Below are 18744 nucleotides of genomic sequence, written 5' to 3' on the forward strand. Positions count from 1 at the left end.
TCAAATCCGGCTCCCGCAACCAAACATCAAAAAAGGCTACTCGAAAGAGTGGCCTTTTTTGTATCTGTGGAAAAAGTCCTTTCGCAACAATGATCTGTCACTGTGCAGTGAACCGTTCAGGATCTTCAGACCCGCCAAGTTGCGACTATGCTTGAGTCGCGGGCAGGGCTTCTGCAATCCAGGAGCTGCCCTCGCCGATACCCGGTGAGAGGCGTAGTATTTTGTGATTATTTTTTTCTACAGGGATTGGTAACTTGGCTGGATACCTCCATCCTGTCGCGCACAATCCAAGAGGTGATTGATGCGCGCCAACTCGTCTGATTCACAAGACACCGTCACAGCGAACCCACCGATCAAGCCTGAGCGTCTGCGCCTGCTGGATCGGATCAGCAAATACCGGCAACCGATCGGTCTGGCGGTCACTTTGCTGCTGTTCGCCATCGCACTGATTGCCTGTCGCCATCTGCTTAGCGAACTCGATCTCGACGCCCTGCACGACTCGATTCTCGACGTGCCGAAACCGGCCCTGCTCGGCGCTCTCGGTGCGACGGTCGTCGGCTTCATCATTCTGCTCGGCTATGAATGGTCGGCCAGTCGTTATGCCCGTGTGACGCTGGCACCGAAAACTCTGGCGCTGGGTGGCTTCACCGCATTTGCCATCGGCAACGCCATCGGCCTGTCGATGCTGTCCGGCGGCTCGGTGCGTTACCGTTTATATGCACGACATGGCCTGGGCGCCTCCGAAGTCGCGCACATGACCCTTTTCGCCAGCCTGTCGCTGGGCTGCGCCCTGCCGCCACTGGCTGCGCTTGCGACCTTGAGCAACCTGCCTGCTGCGTCGCAGGCACTGGGGCTGTCCGAAACCTTGTTAGGGACGATTGCCGGCGTGGTGCTGCTGCTCGGCGCGATCCTGGCCATTGGCATCTATCACCGTCGCCTGCCGGAACAACCTTATCCGGACAACCTGCTGGTTCGGGCCGGTCGTCGCACCCTGCGCCTGCCGGGTCGCCGCCTGACGTTCCTGCAACTGGTCATCACCGCCCTCGACGTGGCTGCCGCTGCGACCGTCCTTTATCTGCTGCTGCCGGAAGCGCCGCCCTTCGGTGCATTCCTGCTGGTGTATCTGCTGGCGCTGGCTGCTGGCGTACTCAGTCATGTTCCGGGTGGTGTGGGTGTCTTCGAAGCGATTCTGCTCGCGGCGTTCGCCGACAAGCTCGGCGCCGCTCCATTGGCTGCCGCCCTGCTTCTTTATCGCCTGATCTATGTAGTGCTGCCGTTGCTGGTGGCCTGCGTGCTGTTGCTGCTCAACGAAGGCCAGCGCCTGTTTCAGTCGCAGACCATGCGTGCGGCTTCCGGTCTGGCGGCGCCGATTCTCGCGGTGCTGGTGTTCCTGTCCGGCGTGGTGCTGCTGTTTTCCGGCGCGACGCCAGAGATCGACACCCGGCTGGAACACATCGGTTTTCTGATTCCTCACCGTCTGGTCGACGCCTCGCACTTTGGCGCCAGCCTGATCGGTGTGCTGTGTCTGATGCTCGCTCAGGGCCTGCGTCGCCGGTTGTCGGCGGCGTGGATGCTGACCACCATTCTGCTGCTGGTGGGCGCCCTGCTCTCGCTGCTCAAGGGTTTCGACTGGGAAGAAGCGACCCTGATGACCCTCACCGCCGCGCTGCTGGGGGTGTTCCGTCGTTCGTTCTACCGCCCGAGCCGCCTGACCGAACTGCCGTTCTCGCCGCTGTATCTGGTGGCCAGCCTGTGCGTACTCGGTGCATCGACCTGGCTTTTGCTGTTCGCGTATCAGGACGTTCCGTACAGCCATCAACTGTGGTGGCAGTTCACCCTCGACGCCGACGCCCCGCGCGGTCTGCGCTCGCTGCTCGGCGCCGCCGTGTTGCTGCTGGTGATCGCCCTGACCTGGCTGCTGCGCACCGCTCGCCCGGTGATCCATCTGCCAACACCCGATGAGCTGGAACGCGCCTCGAAGATTCTGATGGCTTCGTCACAACCGGACGGCGGCCTGGCCCTGACCGGCGACAAGGCGCTGCTGTTTCATCCCAACGACGAAGCCTTCCTGATGTACGCCCGCCGTGGCCGCAGTCTGGTGGCCCTGTACGACCCGATCGGCCCCGGCCAGCAACGGGCCGAGATGATCTGGCAGTTCCGCGACCTGTGCGACATCCATCACGCCCGCCCCGTGTTCTATCAGGTGCGCGCCGAGAACCTGCCGTATTACATGGACATCGGCCTGACCGCGATCAAGCTGGGCGAGGAAGCCCGGGTCGATCTGCATCGCTTTGACCTGGAAGCCAAGGGCAAGGAGATGAAGGACCTGCGCTACACCTGGAACCGTGGCACCCGTGACGGCCTGTCGCTGGAGATCCATGAGCCGGGCCAGGCGCCGATGGATGAGCTCAAGGTGATTTCCGATGCCTGGCTGACCGGCAAGAACGTGCGCGAGAAAGGCTTCTCCCTCGGCCGTTTCAGCGACGATTACCTGAAGCATTTCCGCATCGCGGTGATTCGCTTCGAAGGTCGCCCGGTGGCGTTCGCCAACCTGCTCGAGACCTACAGCCATGACCTGGCCAGTCTCGACCTGATGCGCGCGCACCCGGACGCCCCCAAGCTGACCATGGAATTCATGATGGTCGGTCTGATTCAACACTATAAGAGTCACGGATACGCGCGCTTCAGCCTGGGCATGGTGCCGCTGTCGGGGTTGCAACCCCGGCGCGGGGCACCGCTGACCCAGCGTCTGGGCTCGATGGTTTTCCGCCGTGGTGAGCAGCTGTACAACTTCCAAGGCTTGCGCCGCTTCAAAGACAAGTTCCAGCCTGACTGGGAACCCCGTTATATGGCCGTGCCAGCCGGACTCGATCCGCTGGTGGCGCTGGCCGACACTGCTGCCCTGATCGCGGGCGGCTTGACTGGATTGGTGAAACGCTGATGATTCAACGCTCCCTGAAGTACATCCTGGTCGCACTGCTGGTGCTGGCCGCGATTGCCGGTGGCGGTTTCTGGTACCTCAAACGCCCGGCACCGGAACCGACCCTCGAACAGCTCACTCCGGCCGATGGCGCCGCCATGACCCGGGTCATCCCCGGCACCAAGCCCAAGGCTCAGGTGCTGGTGGCGGTCAACGACGACCAGAAACTCAGCGACAAGCAACTGAGCACCCTGAGCCGCAGCGCCTCGGCGCAGATCGTTCAGGTGATTCTGCCCAAGGACTGCCTGCTGCAAAGCCGCGCCCTGCAAGCCGGCCTGCGCGAACTGAACGGCCCCGCGACGCTGGTCAGCGGCATCGGCCCCGGCGCCGTGCTGGCATGGCGCTGGCTGTCCGAGCAGAAAGACGACAAGGCTCAAGCCGTATCGGTGGATCTGGCCCTGGAAAAACCCGGCTGCACCCACCTGCTGCCGAAATCCGCCGCCCACGGCCACTGGCTGGTGGCGTGGAACGACAACCCGGACGACACCAGCGCCGGTTTCGTGCGCGATCAACCGAACGCCGAAACCAGCATCAGCGACTACGACATCAACCTGCCGCAAGTGCTGAACAACGAACTGCGCAAGATCCTCGTCGGCGGCGACAAGGCCAACGGCGGCCTGCAGATTCCAGTGGTGGAAGTCCCGGCCGGCCAGGCCAAGGACACCGTTACCCTGTTCCTGTCCGGTGACGGCGGCTGGCGCGACCTCGACCGCGACGTGGCCGGTGAAATGGCCAAGATCGGCTACCCGGTCGTCGGCATCGACACCCTGCGCTACTACTGGCAGCACAAGAGCCCGGAACAGAGCGCCCTCGACCTGACCGAACTGATGCAGCACTACCGCCAGAAATGGGGCACCAAACGCTTCATCCTGACCGGCTACTCGTTCGGCGCCGACGTCCTCCCGGCCATCTACAACCGCCTGCCGGAAACCGAGCAGCAACGCGTCGACGCAATCATCCTGCTGGCCTTCGCCCGCACCGGCAGCTTCGAAATCGAAGTCGAAGGCTGGCTCGGCAACGCCGGCAAAGAAGCCGCCACCGGCCCGGAAATGGCCAAGCTGCCACCGGCCAAGGTCGTGTGCATCTACGGTGAAGAAGAGACGGATGAAAGCGGCTGCACCGACAAGACCGCGGTGGGCGAAGCGGTGAAACTGCCTGGCGGCCACCACTTCGACGAGAACTACCCGGCGCTGGCCAAGCGCTTGGTGGACTTGATCGAGAAACGTCAGAGCAAGGATCAGCAGACAGAGTGATCTGAAGCGCCATACAAAAAAGCCCCCGCGACTTCGCAGTTGCGGGGGCTTTTTTGTGGTGATTGTCTTGCTATACAGAGGAAGAACCTGCTGATCTTGAATGAGACATCGCGAAAAACGCCATTATCTCGCCATCATCAATTTCTCCAAGTAAACTCCCTTTATTTTTCAGGAAGGGATACCGCCGATGAGCCAGCCGCCACTAATCATCAACCTCTCAAGCAGTGGGACTGGAAAGTTCGACGAACGTAACGACATTCTGCAACGTGACGCTCTCAAGCGACTCGATTCATTGATCGTCGAACAGGTAAACGGCATTTCCGACTATAGCGAAGACAATTACGCGAAAGTTAAAGAAACCTCACTGAGCTACTCACGCACACACAATGCGATGCTCATTCAGGGTGGACGCGGTAGTGGCAAGACCACTTTTCTTCTGAATGCACTACACCGACTTAACACCCCCCAAAAACTGGACAAACCAGACGAAGCAGATATTGCAAAGGTAGCGAATCAGCTTCACGTTCTTCCGATGATTGACCCAACACTGGTAGAAACGAAAGAAAACATCATCATTGTCATTCTCTCGATGATTGAGGCCGCCATTGCGGATGTAAAAGACGAAAGAGGCAAGTTGGAGGAGGCACGCCAAGCTTTGGCAGAGGGTTTGGGTCTACTGGATGGAATCGGTCCCAATTCAGCGTACGGTAATGAATGGGAAGAAGCCACTTGGGTCATGAGCCGTGGCTTGCACAAAGCGAAGAAAGGTCGTTCGTTCGAGCTAAAATTTGGCGTTTACCTTGAAACTGCATTGAGTCTGCTCAACCACAAAAAAGCATTTGTGCTTGCCTTTGATGACGTCGACACCAACTTCAACCACGGTCACACGATTCTCGAGACCATCCGAAAATACCTCACATCCCCACGCCTTGTTCTGTTGCTTTCCGGTGACTTGGATCTCTATGGCAGACTACTGCGACGAAACATCTACAGCACATTCGGCGAGCAAGTCCTGAAATACGACCCCAATATTATTGGAAAAGATAAACACAATCTCAGTCATGCGGTGCTAGAGCTGGAAGAACAGTATCTTCTGAAAATAGTTCCACCGCAGAACCGAATTCCAATGTTGCCACTGGGCGGCATCATGCAACGTTCAGGAGTCTCGGTTAAGACCAGCGTGAAGGAGGAGAGCGGACAAGACCTGGCTCAGTGGGCTAACGAACAGATCCGAAAGCTATTGCTCGATAAAGAAGGGCAGTCACAGTCGTTCTTCGATTTCGTATCCATGGAACACCTGCGCCTAGTCATTGGCTATTTGCAAGCACTCAATCAGGATGACAAGAAATCCTGTCGTCAAATGATATTGAAAGTATTCGAGACCCGGTTAAGAACTAGCCAAGTTCCGACCGATCTCATTGAACGAGGCAACTTCGATTACGCTTTGAGATCTGCTTTTGATTGGCTCATTAATCAGGATGATGCTCCCGATTTGCTGGAGTTCGGTGTACCGGTTGATCCGGTCAGAGCTGTCGTACTGCACTGTCTGGCGCTGTCACTTGCCCAGGGGATTGAGTCGCACAATGGAGGTCCTCTCAGAGCACTCTTCGCTTTGGCACTGCCCATTACGATGATGCGACGTCCGGAAAACGTGGAAAGAGATATCCGATCATCCGTATTCCGCTTTCTCTGGACAAACTCATCTCCCTCACTGCCCGAAATAGCTGCACGCATTGGCACTATAGACAGATCTCGTCGTCAAGAAATCGGCAAAATACCCGGCAGCTCTTTTGGCTCAGTTGGCTTAACCCACAAGTTGACTCAAAAAGAAAGTCTACTTCGTGTGTATGGTCTAACCGATCCAGTAAAAAGTGGCGAGCGTCCGACTATGTCGGACCTCAATGAACTTAACGGCTCAGATCTAGACATTACTACCGCAAATTGGGTTTATCACCTGAACAATGCCGAATATGGTGATCTGCAAATCCGACAAAGTGTAAGCTGGTTTTCCATCGACGATCTAATTCAGGAGCGAAGTGGAAAATTTAGCGAAGTTCTCAGACTGATCGTCTACAAGCGGTTCAGCGCGCGTGGTGAAATGTTCAGGTCGTTGTCAGCACTATCACTTTTCGCCGTGATTGGTGATCTGTTGATGTCCAACGAAATTGGTGACCTGACTTCCCACGCAGTATCCGCCACCATTCCTCCATTCAAACGCGAAAAAACACAGGATGAACTCAGCCTCTCCACCGAAGCAGTCGACGAACAGGGCGATGAGGAACCAAAGGAAGAGGAGAGCGCTACAGCCATTCAAGACGATAAACATTTCGACAAATTCATGAAGAATCTTGAAGAGTGGCACGTCTTTGCATGTGACGAACGCCTGAACGCTGCAGTTTCTCCAGCGCTGCTGGGTAGCATTGCTTCACGTATCCATGATGACCTGATGGACCTGGATGAAAAGGTCACATCGTCCTGGAAAAGTGGACAGATTCTGCATCGGCAAATCACCAACATCCTGCACGGCATCCTCGTACTGACTTCGGGCTTGCCGGGACGTAAGGAAAGCCCGAAAGTTTCAGATCGACCGCTGCGCGAGGCACTCGGCCGTATCCAAGGAACTAGAACGGACGTCTCCCTTCATCCTTTGGCAATCATTGTCCTTTCTTGCCCGTTGGTATGGGCTTTCCTGAACCCTTACGATGATGACAATCATGAATTCTGGGCTACAAACCCACTGAGAACTACCGCACTCGAAGCATTGAAAAACTGGAGAGACGGTCAGACAGCGAAGAACATCAAAGCTTCTTCTAACTTCGATAACTGGCTGAAACCGCCAACCATCCGGATCAAAATAGGCCCCATTGTTCAGTCCGCCAATCAGCGTTCAGTTGAGCTGGACGGCTTCTACGATGTCCTCAACGTCGTGCCACGCAATGTCACTAAATAAATCCGAGCAGTCCTCGCCCCTCGCCAACGAGCTGTTTGAGGCTCGCGAGTTGGTGGACTACGCCAAATGCGTGCTGGGCAACCTCGATTTGTTGCGCGCCTTCGAGCGCATGGCGCAATCAGCGCCCGCCAAGGTCGAGGTAGCCAGGCATTTCACTCCGCAGCAACAGGCCATCCTCAACGATGCGCACAGCACCGGACGTTTCCTGGAAATGCGCCGACTGCATCCTGGGCTGACGGATGAAGGGGTAGAAAACCGGATTGCGCGGATCTTGAAGCGGATCAACGGCCGCGCCGTAGTGCCCGATCAGTATCCAGGCAGCTTGTGCCTGGGCCGCCCGCAAAAACCGCAGAAAGGCACGGACGATGATCTGAATGGCAATCTGCCGGAACTGTTGGGGTGCCTCGGCGACATGTTCCTGTGCGAGGGAAACGACGGCTCAATCCGGGTGCGTACCCGGCTTTTGGAGGCGTGGCAGGATCTCGTATTGGTGGTTCCGCCGCTGCTGATCACATCAGCCTGGATGGCGCAGCGCCTGGACTTGTCCGACGTCACGCCGTCAGCTGATGAGTTGCAGCGCGCGGTGGTCCGGATTAATGCGTGGCTGTGCGATTCCACTTTGCCGGTAGACGATGATCCGTTTCTCGATCACCTGTGCCGGACTGAGGGGCTGGACGAAACGCATATGCACCTCAACGGCACCACCGAGGCGGAAAAGGTCTGGTTCGATGCGCTGGAGCGGCCGGACCAGGTGGTCGGCGGCCTGACGGCCAAGACCATCAAACAAGACATCGGCATCAGGGTCGCGATCGGCAACGGTGTGAAACGCCTGCTGCAACAAGAAGACCCGGATCTTTCGCCGGAACGACTGATGCTGCGGACCCAAGCAGCCGCCGCGCTCAAGGCACGCCTGTTGAACCGCGCGACGTCCAGGGCCGAGCCGACGTTTGCCGAGCCGCCAGTCGCCGCCTATCGCCGCGCCCAGGAACACTGTATGCAACGGCTTTCTTCGCGCACGCCCAAAGTGGTCAAGGAAGCCTGGCAACTGATCGCGCTGTTCAAAGGTTTCGATCAGAACCGCATGGATCACACCAGCGGCCTGCTCTTCTGGCACTACGCCCTGCTACGCGCGCAGTTCTGTCGCTTGCTGATTCAGCAAGCAGATCAGAAAGGCTTCGATCAGTTTCAAAGCATCACCCTCAACGAGTTGCGCGAAGCGACAGAAAAGGACTACGCCGAGCGGTTCCGCCAGATCGAGCGCGGACAGCAAAAAGGCGTGGACTTCCTGGAAGGTCGGTTCACCCCGAAAATGACACCCGATGACAGTGCAAAATTGCTCGGTTTGATCTTGCGCGGTTATCTGGAGTTTCTTGGCGAAGGGGTGGCGCGACCAGCCGGGGTGATGCGCGAAGCACGCGAGTATCGCTCTCTGTCGGACTTGCTGAGCCGGGTCCGTCGGCTGGAAAAAGGCGATGATCAATGGCCTGGCATTTCGCCAGAGCAACCCGGTACCAGCCACATTCCCAGCTCGTCCCGACGCTTACGCCTGGGACTGGTGCCGCACTTCGTCAAGCAGAGTGACAAGAAAGAGCGCGAAAGCTTCTTCACCGGGGACAAACTGCGCGCGATTTGCCGGGACGCGAAAGTCCGTCGCGAATCCGATCAACGTGCACGAGCACTGGTCGCGCTGATCCAGCGCACCCCCGGACTCGAAACGCTGATTCGCGGCATCGATGCCGCCAGCAATGAACGGCACGCCGGCCCCGAAGTGTTCGCCCCGGTATTTCGGCGCATGCGTCACGCCGGGATCCGCCGTTTTACCTATCACGCTGGTGAAGACTTCGGGCACATTGTCTCCGGAATACGCGCAATCCATGAGGCGGTGGTCTTTCTCGACTTCGATGCGGGCTGCCGGATTGGCCATGGCACAGCTTCCGGACTGGATCCTAAAGCGTGGTGGCAGGCAGTCAGCGGCTACGTGGTCATGCCGGCCGAAGAGCGTCTGGACGACCTGGTATTCGCCAGAGAAATGCTGCTGTCGACCCGCACCCATATTGACAGCCTGCCGTTGATTGAAGCGGAAATCCAGCGCCTGTCGATGAAGATCTGGAACGATCCGCGCATCACCTCTGACCTCCTTGCCGAGTCGTGGAAACTGCGCTCCCTCGATCCGTTGGCGCAAAACGTGAGCGTGGACGATGTGGACCCAAATCGCCGCTTCGAAGCCCGCTGCTTTGCCAACGCCCGTCAAGGCAAGGCCAGAGCACTCACGCACTTCCTGCGCCGGCACGGCATCGACGCGAGCAGCGAAGAGTTGAAGGCCGCACGCGAGGACGTGGTCGTTTCACGGGAAAACGATGTATTGCGCCCCAAAGTCATCCGGGCCATTCAAAACGCGGTGTTGCGCTTGCTGCGTGAGCGTTCGATCGCTATTGAAACCCTGCCGAGCAGCAACCTGCGGATCAGCATTCACAAGCGCTACAACGATCACCACGCTCGCAATTGGCTGGGTTTGGGCAAACATCCAGCAGACGGCCCCGTGAGCGTGGTTATCGGCTCGGACGATCCGGGGATTTTTGCCACGGGTTTGCGTCTGGAGTACGCGCACCTTTCGCGCATGCTGCACGCACACGTGATGTCGCCCGAAAGCGCCAAGGAATTGCTGCGGCGGATGTGCGCGGAAGCCAAGCAATTCCGCTTCTGAAATTACAGGTCGAAACGCAAAAAACAAAGCCCCCGCCAGCCACAAGGCTGACGGGGGCTTATTGTTCAGAGGCGCCTTTCAGCAGCGCCATACACCTCTTCGTCACGTCGAGCACCCACCGCAACGATCAACACCTGGATGGCCCGGCCATCGACTCGATAAACGATTCGCGTGTCGCCCGTTCGTATTCGTCTGCAACCCGCAAGACTGGCTCTCAGTGGCTTGCCACTTTTGTCCGGCTCGCCATGGATGATCCGTTCCTCGATTACATCCAGAATCCGGTTGGCAGCTGCTGATCCCAATTGATCAAGATCTCCTTGGACTTCCGGATGATAAATCACTCCCCAAACCATCCAGCGCTCCCTTAATCCTTCCGGGTGTACCTTGCCCGCATATCCTCATGGCTGACAGCCTTGGTCTGATCAAAATTGCTCAGACGCTCACGCGCTGCCGCTTCGATGCGAAGGTTCTCAAGTTCATCCAGCATTTCCTGATAGGCCTGCACGTTGATGATGACCGCTGCCGGTTGATTGTCCTTGAAGATGACCAGACGCTCAGTGGCACGACTGGAAATCTCCTTGAGCTTCGCGCTGAAGCTCCTGACCATGGCAGTCACGGAAATAGCCTGGTCAGCACGCTCTAATAATGCCGTCATAATCACCTCTCACTCACATGCTGATGCGTACGTTAATGCACAGAGTATTGTGCTGAATTAAACATAGTGCAACTTGCTGTTTCCACTATCCGACCAAGCACTGACAAATCGGTCGCGCACAAAAAAGCCCCCGCCAGCCTTTAAGGCCGACGGGGGCTTTTCATTAGAAGCGGGGCTTACATCTCCACCTGCGTCCCCAACTCAATCACCCGGTTCAGCGGCAGATTGAAGAACCGCAGGTTCCCGTTGGCATTCTTCAACATGAACGCAAACAGCGCTTCACGCCAACGGGCCATGCCTTCGAGTTTCGAAGCGATGACCGTTTCGCGGCTGAGGAAGTAGGTGGTGCGCATCGGGCTGAAGTCGAGGTCATCCAGATGGCACAGCTTCAGTGCCTGCGGCACGTCCGGCTCGTCGGTGAAGCCGAAGTGCAGGATCACCCGGAAGAAGCCTTCGCCGTGGGCTTCGACTTCGAAGCGGCGCGATGGCGGGACGCGCGGGATGTCTTCGTAGACCACGGTCAGCAGCACCACTTGCTCATGCAAGACCTGGTTGTGCAGCAGGTTGTGCAACAGCGCGTGCGGCACCGCATCGGAACGGGCGGTGAGGAACACGGCGGTGCCCTGCACGCGGTGCGGTGGTTGTACGCGGATGCTGCTGATGAAGATCGGCAGCGGCAGCGCGCCTTCGTCGAGGCGCTCGACCAGCAGTTGCTTGCCGCGCTTCCAGGTGGTCATCAGCACGAACAGCGCGATACCGGCGATCACCGGGAAGGCACCGCCCTGGACGATCTTCGGCACGTTGGCGGCGAAGTACAGGCCGTCCACCAGCAGGAAGCCGAGCAGCACCGGCACCGCCAGAATCGGTGGCCATTTCCACAGCAGCAGCATCACTGCCGAGACCAGAATCGTGGTCATCAGCATGGTGCCGGTCACGGCCACGCCGTAGGCCGAAGCCAGGGCGCCGGAGGATTCGAAACCGATCACCAGCAACACCACGCCGACCATCAGCGACCAGTTCACGGCGCCGATGTAGATCTGGCCCTGCTCGTCGCTGGAGGTGTGCTGGATGTACATGCGCGGGATGTAACCGAGCTGGATCGCCTGACGGGTCAGGGAGAACGCACCGGAAATCACCGCCTGGGACGCGATCACCGTGGCCAGGGTCGACAGACCGACCAGCGGAATCAGCGCCCAGCTCGGCGCCAGCAGGTAGAACGGGTTGCGCGCCGCTTCCGGGTTGTCCAGCAGCAAGGCGCCCTGACCGAAGTAGTTGAGCACCAACGCCGGCAGCACCAGCAGGAACCACGCACGGGCAATCGGCTTGCGGCCGAAGTGGCCCATGTCGGCGTACAGCGCTTCGGCACCGGTCAGCGCCAGCACCACCGCGCCGAGGATCGCCACGCCCATGCCCGGATGAACGGTAAAGAACCGCACCGCCCACGCCGGGTTCATCGCGTGCAGCACTTCCGGGGTGTGGCTGATGCCGTACACGCCGAGGGCGCCGAGGACCAGGAACCAGGTGACCATGATCGGCCCGAACAGAATGCCGATCCGCGCCGTGCCGTGTTTCTGGATCAGAAACAGCGCCACCAGCACCACCAGCGACAGCGGCACGACCCAGTGGTCGATGCCGTCGAAGGCCAGGCCCAGACCTTCAATGGCCGAGAGCACGGAAATCGCCGGGGTGATCATGCTGTCGCCATAGAACAGCGCCGCGCCGATCAGTCCACAGACCACCAGCAGCGTGCGCAACCGCTTGCGCCCCGCCGCCGCCCGACGGGCCAGCGCGGTGAGTGCCATGATCCCGCCTTCGCCCTGGTTGTCGGCGCGCAGGACGAACATCATGTACTTGATTGAAACGACCCAGATCAGCGACCAGAAAATCAGCGACAGAATGCCGAGCACTCCGTCGTGATTGACGGGCACACCGTAAGCGCCGGAAAACACTTCTTTGAGGGTGTACAACGGGCTCGTGCCGATGTCGCCGTAAACTACCCCGACCGCCGCGACCAGCATGCTCAGCGGCTTGGTGGCCGAACCTTCGGCGCCCGCCGCGTGACTACTTGCCTGACCCATCCAACACTCCTGATTCCCAGACCGGCTTCTTATATGAAGCACTATGCTTTGTGTGCAGCATGCGCGTTTTTACGCCCTGTAACAGACGTTTTCTTGACTGTAAAAATTCAGTAAAGCGCAACGGCGCGAAGCATAGCGCAGCACTCGTCGTATTTCCCTGCATAAAGCTGGTCAAGTGCGCTGCTCGTCGCTAGAATTGCGCACTTTTTGATCAGAGGCGCAGTTCAAGCGCCCGTCCGTCGATTCCTGAATCAGGTAATCGATGTCACAAAACACCGAGGTTAGACATGTCCACCACTCCTGCGCCGGCCAATCCAAAGGTTGGCTTCGTTTCTCTGGGTTGCCCGAAAGCACTGGTCGACTCCGAGCGCATCCTGACCCAGCTGCGCATGGAAGGCTATGACGTGGTGTCCACCTATCAGGACGCCGACGTGGTCGTGGTCAACACCTGCGGCTTCATCGACTCGGCCAAGGCCGAATCGCTGGAAGTCATCGGCGAAGCGATCAAGGAAAACGGCAAGGTCATCGTGACCGGCTGCATGGGCGTGGAAGAAGGCAACATCCGTGACGTGCACCCGAGCGTGCTGGCCGTCACCGGTCCGCAGCAGTACGAGCAAGTGGTCAACGCGGTGCACGAAGTCGTGCCGCCGAAGCAGGATCACAACCCGCTGATCGACCTGGTGCCGCCGCAAGGCATCAAGCTGACCCCGCGTCACTACGCGTACCTGAAGATTTCCGAAGGCTGCAACCACAGCTGCAGCTTCTGCATCATCCCGTCGATGCGCGGCAAACTGGTCAGCCGTCCGGTGGGCGATGTGCTCGACGAAGCCCAGCGTCTGGTCAAATCCGGCGTGAAAGAACTGCTGGTGATTTCCCAGGACACCAGCGCCTACGGCGTTGACGTCAAGTACCGCACCGGTTTCTGGAACGGCGCGCCGGTGAAGACCCGCATGACCGAACTGTGCGAAGCGCTGAGCACCCTCGGCGTCTGGGTCCGTCTGCACTACGTTTACCCGTACCCGCACGTCGACGAACTTATCCCGCTGATGGCCGCCGGCAAGATCCTGCCGTACCTGGACATCCCGTTCCAGCACGCCAGCCCGAAAGTCCTGAAGTCGATGAAGCGCCCGGCGTTCGAAGACAAGACCCTGGCGCGGATCAAGAACTGGCGCGAAATCTGCCCGGACCTGATCATCCGTTCGACCTTCATCGTCGGCTTCCCTGGCGAAACTGAAGAAGACTTCCAGTACCTGCTGGACTGGCTGACCGAAGCCCAGCTCGACCGCGTCGGCTGCTTCCAGTACTCGCCGGTCGAAGGCGCACCGGCCAATGACCTGAACCTCGACATCGTTCCGGACGACGTCAAGCAGGATCGTTGGGAGCGCTTCATGGCGCACCAGCAGGCCATCAGCTCGGCGCGCCTGCAAATGCGCATCGGCCGTGAAATCGAAGTGCTGGTGGACGAAGTCGACGAGCAAGGCGCGGTCGGCCGCTGCTTCTTCGATGCCCCGGAAATCGACGGCAACGTGTTCATCGACAACGGCAGCAACCTCAAGCCGGGCGACAAGGTCTGGTGCAAGGTGACCGACGCCGACGAATACGACCTCTGGGCCGAACAGATCTAAGCGCGAAAAATACAGAAAGCCCCGCTCTCTTTTACGAGATGCGGGGCTTTTTTACGGCTAGAGTTTGGGGTGGGAAGGACTCCCTCATCCATGACAAAGAGGCTATCGGGCATGCGTCACCACTCGGTCATCCACACGCCGAAACTCAGCGATTATCAGGAACTGACCCGGGTCTGGGAGGCCTCGGTCCGCGCGACTCATGATTTCCTGCCGGAATCCTACATCGAGCTGCTGAAGAATCTGGTGCTGACCCGCTACCTCGATGCGGTGATGCTGATCTGCACCCGGGACAGCCACCAGCGCATCACCGGGTTTGCCGGGGTGGCGGCGGGCAAGATCGAAATGCTGTTCATCGACCCGGCCCATCGCGGCCAGGGCCTTGGCAAGAAACTGCTGAAGTACGCCATGGAACACCTGAACGCCGACGAACTGGACGTCAACGAACAGAACCCGCAGGCCCTGGGGTTTTACTTCAAGCAAGGGTTCGAGGTGATCGGCCGCTCGGAAGTCGATGGCATGGGCCAGCCGTATCCGCTGTTGCACATGCGTCTGAAACAACCGGAGCAGCGCGCGGTACGCGGCTAAAAGCCACACGGCGCAAATGCAATCGGGCTTAACCGGCCCCAGGCAGGTACAATGCCCACCCCTTTTTTGTTACGGCCCCTGTCATGACTGACCCGATTCGCCTCTCCAAACGCCTCATCGAGCTGGTCGGTTGCTCCCGCCGGGAGGCCGAGCTGTTCATCGAGGGCGGCTGGGTCACCGTGGACGGCGAAGTCATCGACGAGCCGCAGTTCAAGGTCGGCGACCAGAAAGTCGAGCTCGACAAGGACGCCAAGGCCACCGCGCCGGAGCCGGTGACCATCCTGCTCAACGTGCCGGCGGGCATGGATGTCGACAGCGCCATGCAGTCGCTCAACGCCGACACCCTCAGCGAAGAACACCGCTACGGCAAGCGTCCGCTGCGCGGGCATTTCCTGCGCCTGACCGCCAGCGCCGACCTGCAACCCAAGGCCAGCGGCCTGCTGGTGTTCACCCAGGACTGGAAGGTGTTGCGCAAGCTCACCGCCGACGCGGCCAAGATCGAGCAGGAATACGTGGTCGAAGTCGAAGGCGACATGGTTGCCCACGGCCTCAACCGCCTGCAGCACGGCCTCACCCACAAGGGCAAGGAGCTGCCGCCGGTCAAGGCCAGCTGGCAGAACGAAAACCGCCTGCGCTTCGCAATGAAGAACCCGCAGCCGGGGATCATCGCCCAGTTCTGCGAAGCGGTCGGCCTGAAGGTCATCGGCATCCGCCGCATCCGCATCGGCGGCGTGTCCATCGGCAAGGTGCCGGTCGGCCAATGGCGCTACCTGTCCGGCAAAGAGAAATTCTAAGGCTCGCAAGCCACCCTACATTTCCGGCATCGCGCCCGCGCGATGCCCACAGCGAACAATCAGGATTGCACACATGGTTCACAACGACGTTCTGCGCAGCGTGCGCTACATGCTCGACATCAGCGACAAGAAAGTGGTCGAGATCATCAAACTCGGCGGCCTGGACGTCACGCTTGCCGATGTCGTGACGTACCTCGACAAGAAAGAAGAAGACGAAGAAGGTTTCGTGCGCTGCCCGGACGAAGTCATCGCGCACTTCCTCGACGGTCTGGTGATCTTCAAGCGCGGCAAGGACGAAAGCCGTCCGCCGCTGCCGATCGAACTGCCGGTGACCAACAACATCATCCTGAAAAAGCTGCGCGTGGCTTTCGAACTGAAGGAAGACGACATGCACGCGATCCTCAAGGCCGCCGAGTTCCCGGTGTCCAAGCCTGAGCTGAGCGCGCTGTTCCGCAAGGTCGGCCACACCAACTACCGCCCGTGTGGCGACCAGTTGCTGCGCAACTTCCTCAAGGGCCTGACCCTGCGCGTTCGCGGCTGACCCATTCGATCACGGCGACTTCGGTCGCCGTTTTCATGCATGCCCCTCCATTCCTTCCAAAAATAGTGGCTCCGCTTTTCGCGGCCGGCGACTAGGGTGTACTGAACCCTAGCCCTCAGGATTCGCCATGCACCCGTATTTCTCCCTGCAAGGCCGCACCGCCCTGGTGACCGGCGGCACCCGTGGTATCGGCAAAATGATCGCCAAGGCCTTTGTCGAGGCCGGCGCCCGCGTGTACGTCTGTTCCCGCGACGCGGAAGCCTGTCATCAAACCGCTGAAGAACTCAGTGCCCTGGGCACGTGTCATGGCGTGGCGGCGAATCTGGCGACCGAAGAAGGCGTGAAAGAGCTGGCCGCGCGGCTGGGCGAGCAAATCACTCATCTGGACATTCTGGTGAACAACGCCGGCACCACCTGGGGCGCGCCGCTGGAGAGCTACCCGGTCAAAGGCTGGGAGAAAGTCATGCAGCTCAACGTGACCTCGGTGTTCAGTTGCATCCAGCAATTTCTGCCGTTGCTGCGCCAATCCGGGTCGGCGGCCAATCCGGCGCGGATCATCAACATCGGTTCAGTGGCGGGGATTTCCTCTTTCGGTGAACAGGCCTACGCCTACGGACCGAGCAAGGCTGCCCTGCATCAACTGTCGCGGATTCTGGCCCGGGAACTGGTGAGCCAGCACATCAACGTCAACGTCATCGCGCCGGGGCGTTTCCCGAGCAAGATGACCCAGCACATCGGCAGTGACCAGCAGGCGCTGGCCGAAGACACCGCGCTGATCCCGATGAAACGTTGGGGCCGCGAGGAAGAAATGGCAGCGCTGGCGATCAGCCTGGCGAGTACTGCCGGGGCGTACATGACCGGGAATATCATTCCGCTGGATGGCGGGTTCAGTCTTTAGGTCGGCGACGCGGCCGGACGGGTTATCATGCCCGCCCTGCTCCGCTTCGAATGCACACCATGACTTACAGCGTCTCCCCCATCGGCTTCGTCCGCTCCTGCTTCAAGGAGAAGTTCGCCATCCCGCGCCAGCCGCAACTGGCCCCCGCCGCCCGTGGCGTGCTGGAACTGGTGGCGCCGTTCGATCAGGGCGATGCGGTGCAGGGGCTGGAGCAGGTCAGCCATGTCTGGCTGCTGTTCCTGTTCCATCAGGCGCTGGAAGACAAGCCGCGCCTCAAAGTCCGCCCTCCGCGCCTCGGAGGCAACAAGTCGATGGGCGTGTTCGCCACCCGCGCCACGCACCGGCCGAACGGCATCGGCCAGTCGGTGGTGAAGCTGGACAAGGTCGAGGCCAATCGCCTGTTCATCTCCGGCATCGACCTGCTGGACGGCACGCCGATTCTCGACATCAAACCCTACGTGCCTTACGCCGACATCATTGCTGACGCCTCCAACAGCATCGCCAGTACCGCGCCGCAACTGATCGACGTGCAGTGGACGGACACGGCGCTGCAACAGGCGCACACGCACGCTCAGCGCCTGGCCGAGCCGCTGGTCGAGCTGATCGAGCAATGCCTGGCCCAGGATCCGCGCCCGGCGTATCAGACGCCTGCTCCAGAGCGCGAATACGGCGCGCAATTCTGGGATCTGGATGTGCGCTGGCATTACCCTGTGCCTGAGCAGATCCGCGTCCTGGAAGTCATCCCCGCCGAGGCGTGAACCCCGGAAACGAAAAAGCCCGCGCTGCCTTCTCAGGCAACGCGGGCTTTTCTGTTTGCATCGTCGGGATTATTTCTCGACGAACGCACGCTCGATCAGGTAGTCACCCGGCTCGCGCATACGCGCCGAGATCTTCAGGCCGAAGCTGTCGAGCACTTCGCTGGTCTCGTCGAGCATGCTCGGGCTGCCGCAGATCATTGCGCGGTCGTCCTGCGGGTTGATCGGCGGCAGGCCGATGTCGCTGAACAGCTTGCCGCTGCGCATCAGGTCGGTCAGACGGCCCTGATTCTCGAACGGTTCGCGAGTCACGGTCGGGTAGTAGATCAGCTTGTCACGCAGCGCTTCGCCGAAGAACTCGTTCTGCGGCAGGTGCTCGGTGATGAACTCGCGGTAGGCGACTTCGTTGACGTAACGGACACCGTGAACCAGGATCACTTTTTCGAAGCGCTCGTAGGTTTCCGGGTCCTGGATCACGCTCATGAACGGCGCCAGACCGGTGCCGGTGCTCAGCAGGTACAGGTGCTTGCCCGGGTTCAGGTCGTCCAGCACCAGGGTGCCGGTCGGTTTTTTCGAGATGATGATCTCGTCGCCTTCCTTCAGGTGCTGCAGCTGGGAGGTCAGCGGACCGTCCTGCACCTTGATGCTGAAGAACTCGAGATGCTCTTCCCAGTTCGGGCTGGCGATCGAGTAAGCGCGCATAAGCGGGCGGCCGTTTGGCTGTTGCAGGCCGATCATCACGAACTGACCGTTCTCGAAGCGCAGGCCCGGATCGCGGGTGCACTTGAAGCTGAACAGAGTGTCGTTCCAGTGATGAACACTGAGGACACGCTCGTGGTTCATGTTGCTCATGTACGTGGGACTCCTGGAGATTGATCTGCGCCTGCCCGGCTCGTGTTGAAGAATGCCGACGGTGCGCAATTGCA

14 protein-coding genes and 1 tRNA gene (1 of these 15 only partly in view) are annotated in these 18744 nt (G+C 59.6%); 11 read left to right on the plus strand and 4 right to left on the minus strand.

The genetic code is table 11. The annotated features are described in order from the left end of the window. From AC1RT4_RS12510 to AC1RT4_RS12530, 5 genes are all read left to right on the plus strand, one after another. Window positions 1-22 (plus strand) — tRNA-Met (locus tag AC1RT4_RS12510); it begins 155 nt to the left of the window's first position. 279 nt (window positions 23-301) lie between these two features. After that, window positions 302-2941 carry a bifunctional lysylphosphatidylglycerol flippase/synthetase MprF gene (gene mprF, locus AC1RT4_RS12515; protein ID WP_493085511.1) on the plus strand — a complete coding sequence of 880 codons (2640 nt, stop codon included), beginning with the start codon at window positions 302-304 and terminating at the stop codon, window positions 2939-2941. Then, window positions 2941-4233: a virulence factor family protein gene (locus AC1RT4_RS12520; protein WP_493085512.1), complete on the plus strand. Its 1293-nt coding sequence runs from the start codon at window positions 2941-2943 to the stop codon at window positions 4231-4233. The genes mprF and AC1RT4_RS12520 overlap by 1 nt, the downstream gene beginning before the upstream one ends. A gap of 187 nt (window positions 4234-4420) precedes the next feature. Then, window positions 4421-7183, plus strand: coding sequence for a hypothetical protein (locus AC1RT4_RS12525; RefSeq protein ID WP_493085513.1), 2763 nt, complete (start codon window positions 4421-4423; stop codon window positions 7181-7183). Beyond that, on the plus strand, window positions 7125-9887 hold the full coding sequence (locus AC1RT4_RS12530) for an adenosine deaminase (RefSeq protein ID WP_493085514.1): 2763 nt from the start codon (window positions 7125-7127) through the stop codon (window positions 9885-9887). The genes AC1RT4_RS12525 and AC1RT4_RS12530 overlap by 59 nt, the downstream gene beginning before the upstream one ends. A 65-nt stretch (window positions 9888-9952) precedes the next feature. On the opposite strand, the gene AC1RT4_RS12535 is transcribed toward AC1RT4_RS12530, so the two are convergent. The 3 genes from AC1RT4_RS12535 to AC1RT4_RS12545 form a co-directional block, all read right to left on the minus strand. Beyond that, on the minus strand, window positions 9953-10240 hold the full coding sequence (locus AC1RT4_RS12535; RefSeq protein WP_007954964.1) for a type II toxin-antitoxin system RelE family toxin: 288 nt from the start codon (window positions 10238-10240) through the stop codon (window positions 9953-9955). Between the two features lie 11 nt (window positions 10241-10251). After that, a complete protein-coding gene (locus AC1RT4_RS12540) occupies window positions 10252-10542 on the minus strand; it encodes a type II toxin-antitoxin system Phd/YefM family antitoxin (RefSeq protein WP_493085515.1) in 291 nt (96 codons plus the stop codon). A gap of 176 nt (window positions 10543-10718) precedes the next feature. Continuing rightward, window positions 10719-12560 carry a potassium transporter Kup gene (locus AC1RT4_RS12545; protein ID WP_407681997.1) on the minus strand — a complete coding sequence of 614 codons (1842 nt, stop codon included), beginning with the start codon at window positions 12558-12560 and terminating at the stop codon, window positions 10719-10721. A gap of 347 nt (window positions 12561-12907) precedes the next feature. Between AC1RT4_RS12545 and rimO the strand changes: the two genes are divergently transcribed. From rimO to tsaA, 6 genes are all read left to right on the plus strand, one after another. Then, the gene (gene rimO, locus AC1RT4_RS12550; RefSeq protein ID WP_007954955.1) at window positions 12908-14245 is read left to right on the plus strand and encodes a 30S ribosomal protein S12 methylthiotransferase RimO; all 1338 of its coding nucleotides are present in this window, start codon (window positions 12908-12910) and stop codon (window positions 14243-14245) included. A gap of 111 nt (window positions 14246-14356) precedes the next feature. Next, window positions 14357-14830, plus strand: coding sequence for a GNAT family N-acetyltransferase (locus AC1RT4_RS12555; protein WP_041475157.1), 474 nt, complete (start codon window positions 14357-14359; stop codon window positions 14828-14830). An 83-nt stretch (window positions 14831-14913) separates the two neighbouring features. Continuing rightward, on the plus strand, window positions 14914-15624 hold the full coding sequence (locus tag AC1RT4_RS12560; RefSeq protein WP_085605313.1) for an rRNA pseudouridine synthase: 711 nt from the start codon (window positions 14914-14916) through the stop codon (window positions 15622-15624). Between the two features lie 73 nt (window positions 15625-15697). Continuing rightward, complete coding sequence (locus AC1RT4_RS12565; protein WP_007954948.1) at window positions 15698-16165, plus strand: YehS family protein; 468 nt, start codon at window positions 15698-15700, stop codon at window positions 16163-16165. A gap of 127 nt (window positions 16166-16292) precedes the next feature. Beyond that, window positions 16293-17063, plus strand: a complete 771-nt coding sequence (locus tag AC1RT4_RS12570) for an SDR family oxidoreductase (RefSeq protein ID WP_007954945.1) — start codon at window positions 16293-16295, stop codon at window positions 17061-17063. A gap of 59 nt (window positions 17064-17122) precedes the next feature. Next, window positions 17123-17821: a tRNA (N6-threonylcarbamoyladenosine(37)-N6)-methyltransferase TrmO gene (gene tsaA / locus AC1RT4_RS12575; RefSeq protein ID WP_493085516.1), complete on the plus strand. Its 699-nt coding sequence runs from the start codon at window positions 17123-17125 to the stop codon at window positions 17819-17821. Between the two features lie 69 nt (window positions 17822-17890). On the opposite strand, the gene fpr is transcribed toward tsaA, so the two are convergent. Further along, on the minus strand, window positions 17891-18670 hold the full coding sequence (gene fpr / locus AC1RT4_RS12580) for a ferredoxin-NADP reductase (RefSeq protein WP_007908723.1): 780 nt from the start codon (window positions 18668-18670) through the stop codon (window positions 17891-17893). Window positions 18671-18744: the final 74 nt, after the last annotated feature.

The sequence above is a fragment of the Pseudomonas sp. GW821-FHT11D10 genome, from assembly GCF_058808435.1.

Coding starts and splice junctions, on each gene's coding strand:
- tsaA (WP_493085516.1), top strand. CDS start 17,123: ATGACTTACAGCGTCTCCCCCATCGGCTTCGTCCGCTCCTGCTTCAAG.
- AC1RT4_RS12525 (WP_493085513.1), top strand. CDS start 4,421: ATGAGCCAGCCGCCACTAATCATCAACCTCTCAAGCAGTGGGACTGGA.
- fpr (WP_007908723.1), bottom strand. CDS start 18,670: ATGAGCAACATGAACCACGAGCGTGTCCTCAGTGTTCATCACTGGAAC.
- AC1RT4_RS12565 (WP_007954948.1), top strand. CDS start 15,698: ATGGTTCACAACGACGTTCTGCGCAGCGTGCGCTACATGCTCGACATC.
- AC1RT4_RS12560 (WP_085605313.1), top strand. CDS start 14,914: ATGACTGACCCGATTCGCCTCTCCAAACGCCTCATCGAGCTGGTCGGT.
- AC1RT4_RS12540 (WP_493085515.1), bottom strand. CDS start 10,542: ATGACGGCATTATTAGAGCGTGCTGACCAGGCTATTTCCGTGACTGCC.
- rimO (WP_007954955.1), top strand. CDS start 12,908: ATGTCCACCACTCCTGCGCCGGCCAATCCAAAGGTTGGCTTCGTTTCT.
- AC1RT4_RS12545 (WP_407681997.1), bottom strand. CDS start 12,560: ATGCTGGTCGCGGCGGTCGGGGTAGTTTACGGCGACATCGGCACGAGC.
- mprF (WP_493085511.1), top strand. CDS start 302: ATGCGCGCCAACTCGTCTGATTCACAAGACACCGTCACAGCGAACCCA.
- AC1RT4_RS12535 (WP_007954964.1), bottom strand. CDS start 10,240: ATGGTTTGGGGAGTGATTTATCATCCGGAAGTCCAAGGAGATCTTGAT.
- AC1RT4_RS12570 (WP_007954945.1), top strand. CDS start 16,293: ATGCACCCGTATTTCTCCCTGCAAGGCCGCACCGCCCTGGTGACCGGC.
- AC1RT4_RS12520 (WP_493085512.1), top strand. CDS start 2,941: ATGATTCAACGCTCCCTGAAGTACATCCTGGTCGCACTGCTGGTGCTG.
- AC1RT4_RS12555 (WP_041475157.1), top strand. CDS start 14,357: ATGCGTCACCACTCGGTCATCCACACGCCGAAACTCAGCGATTATCAG.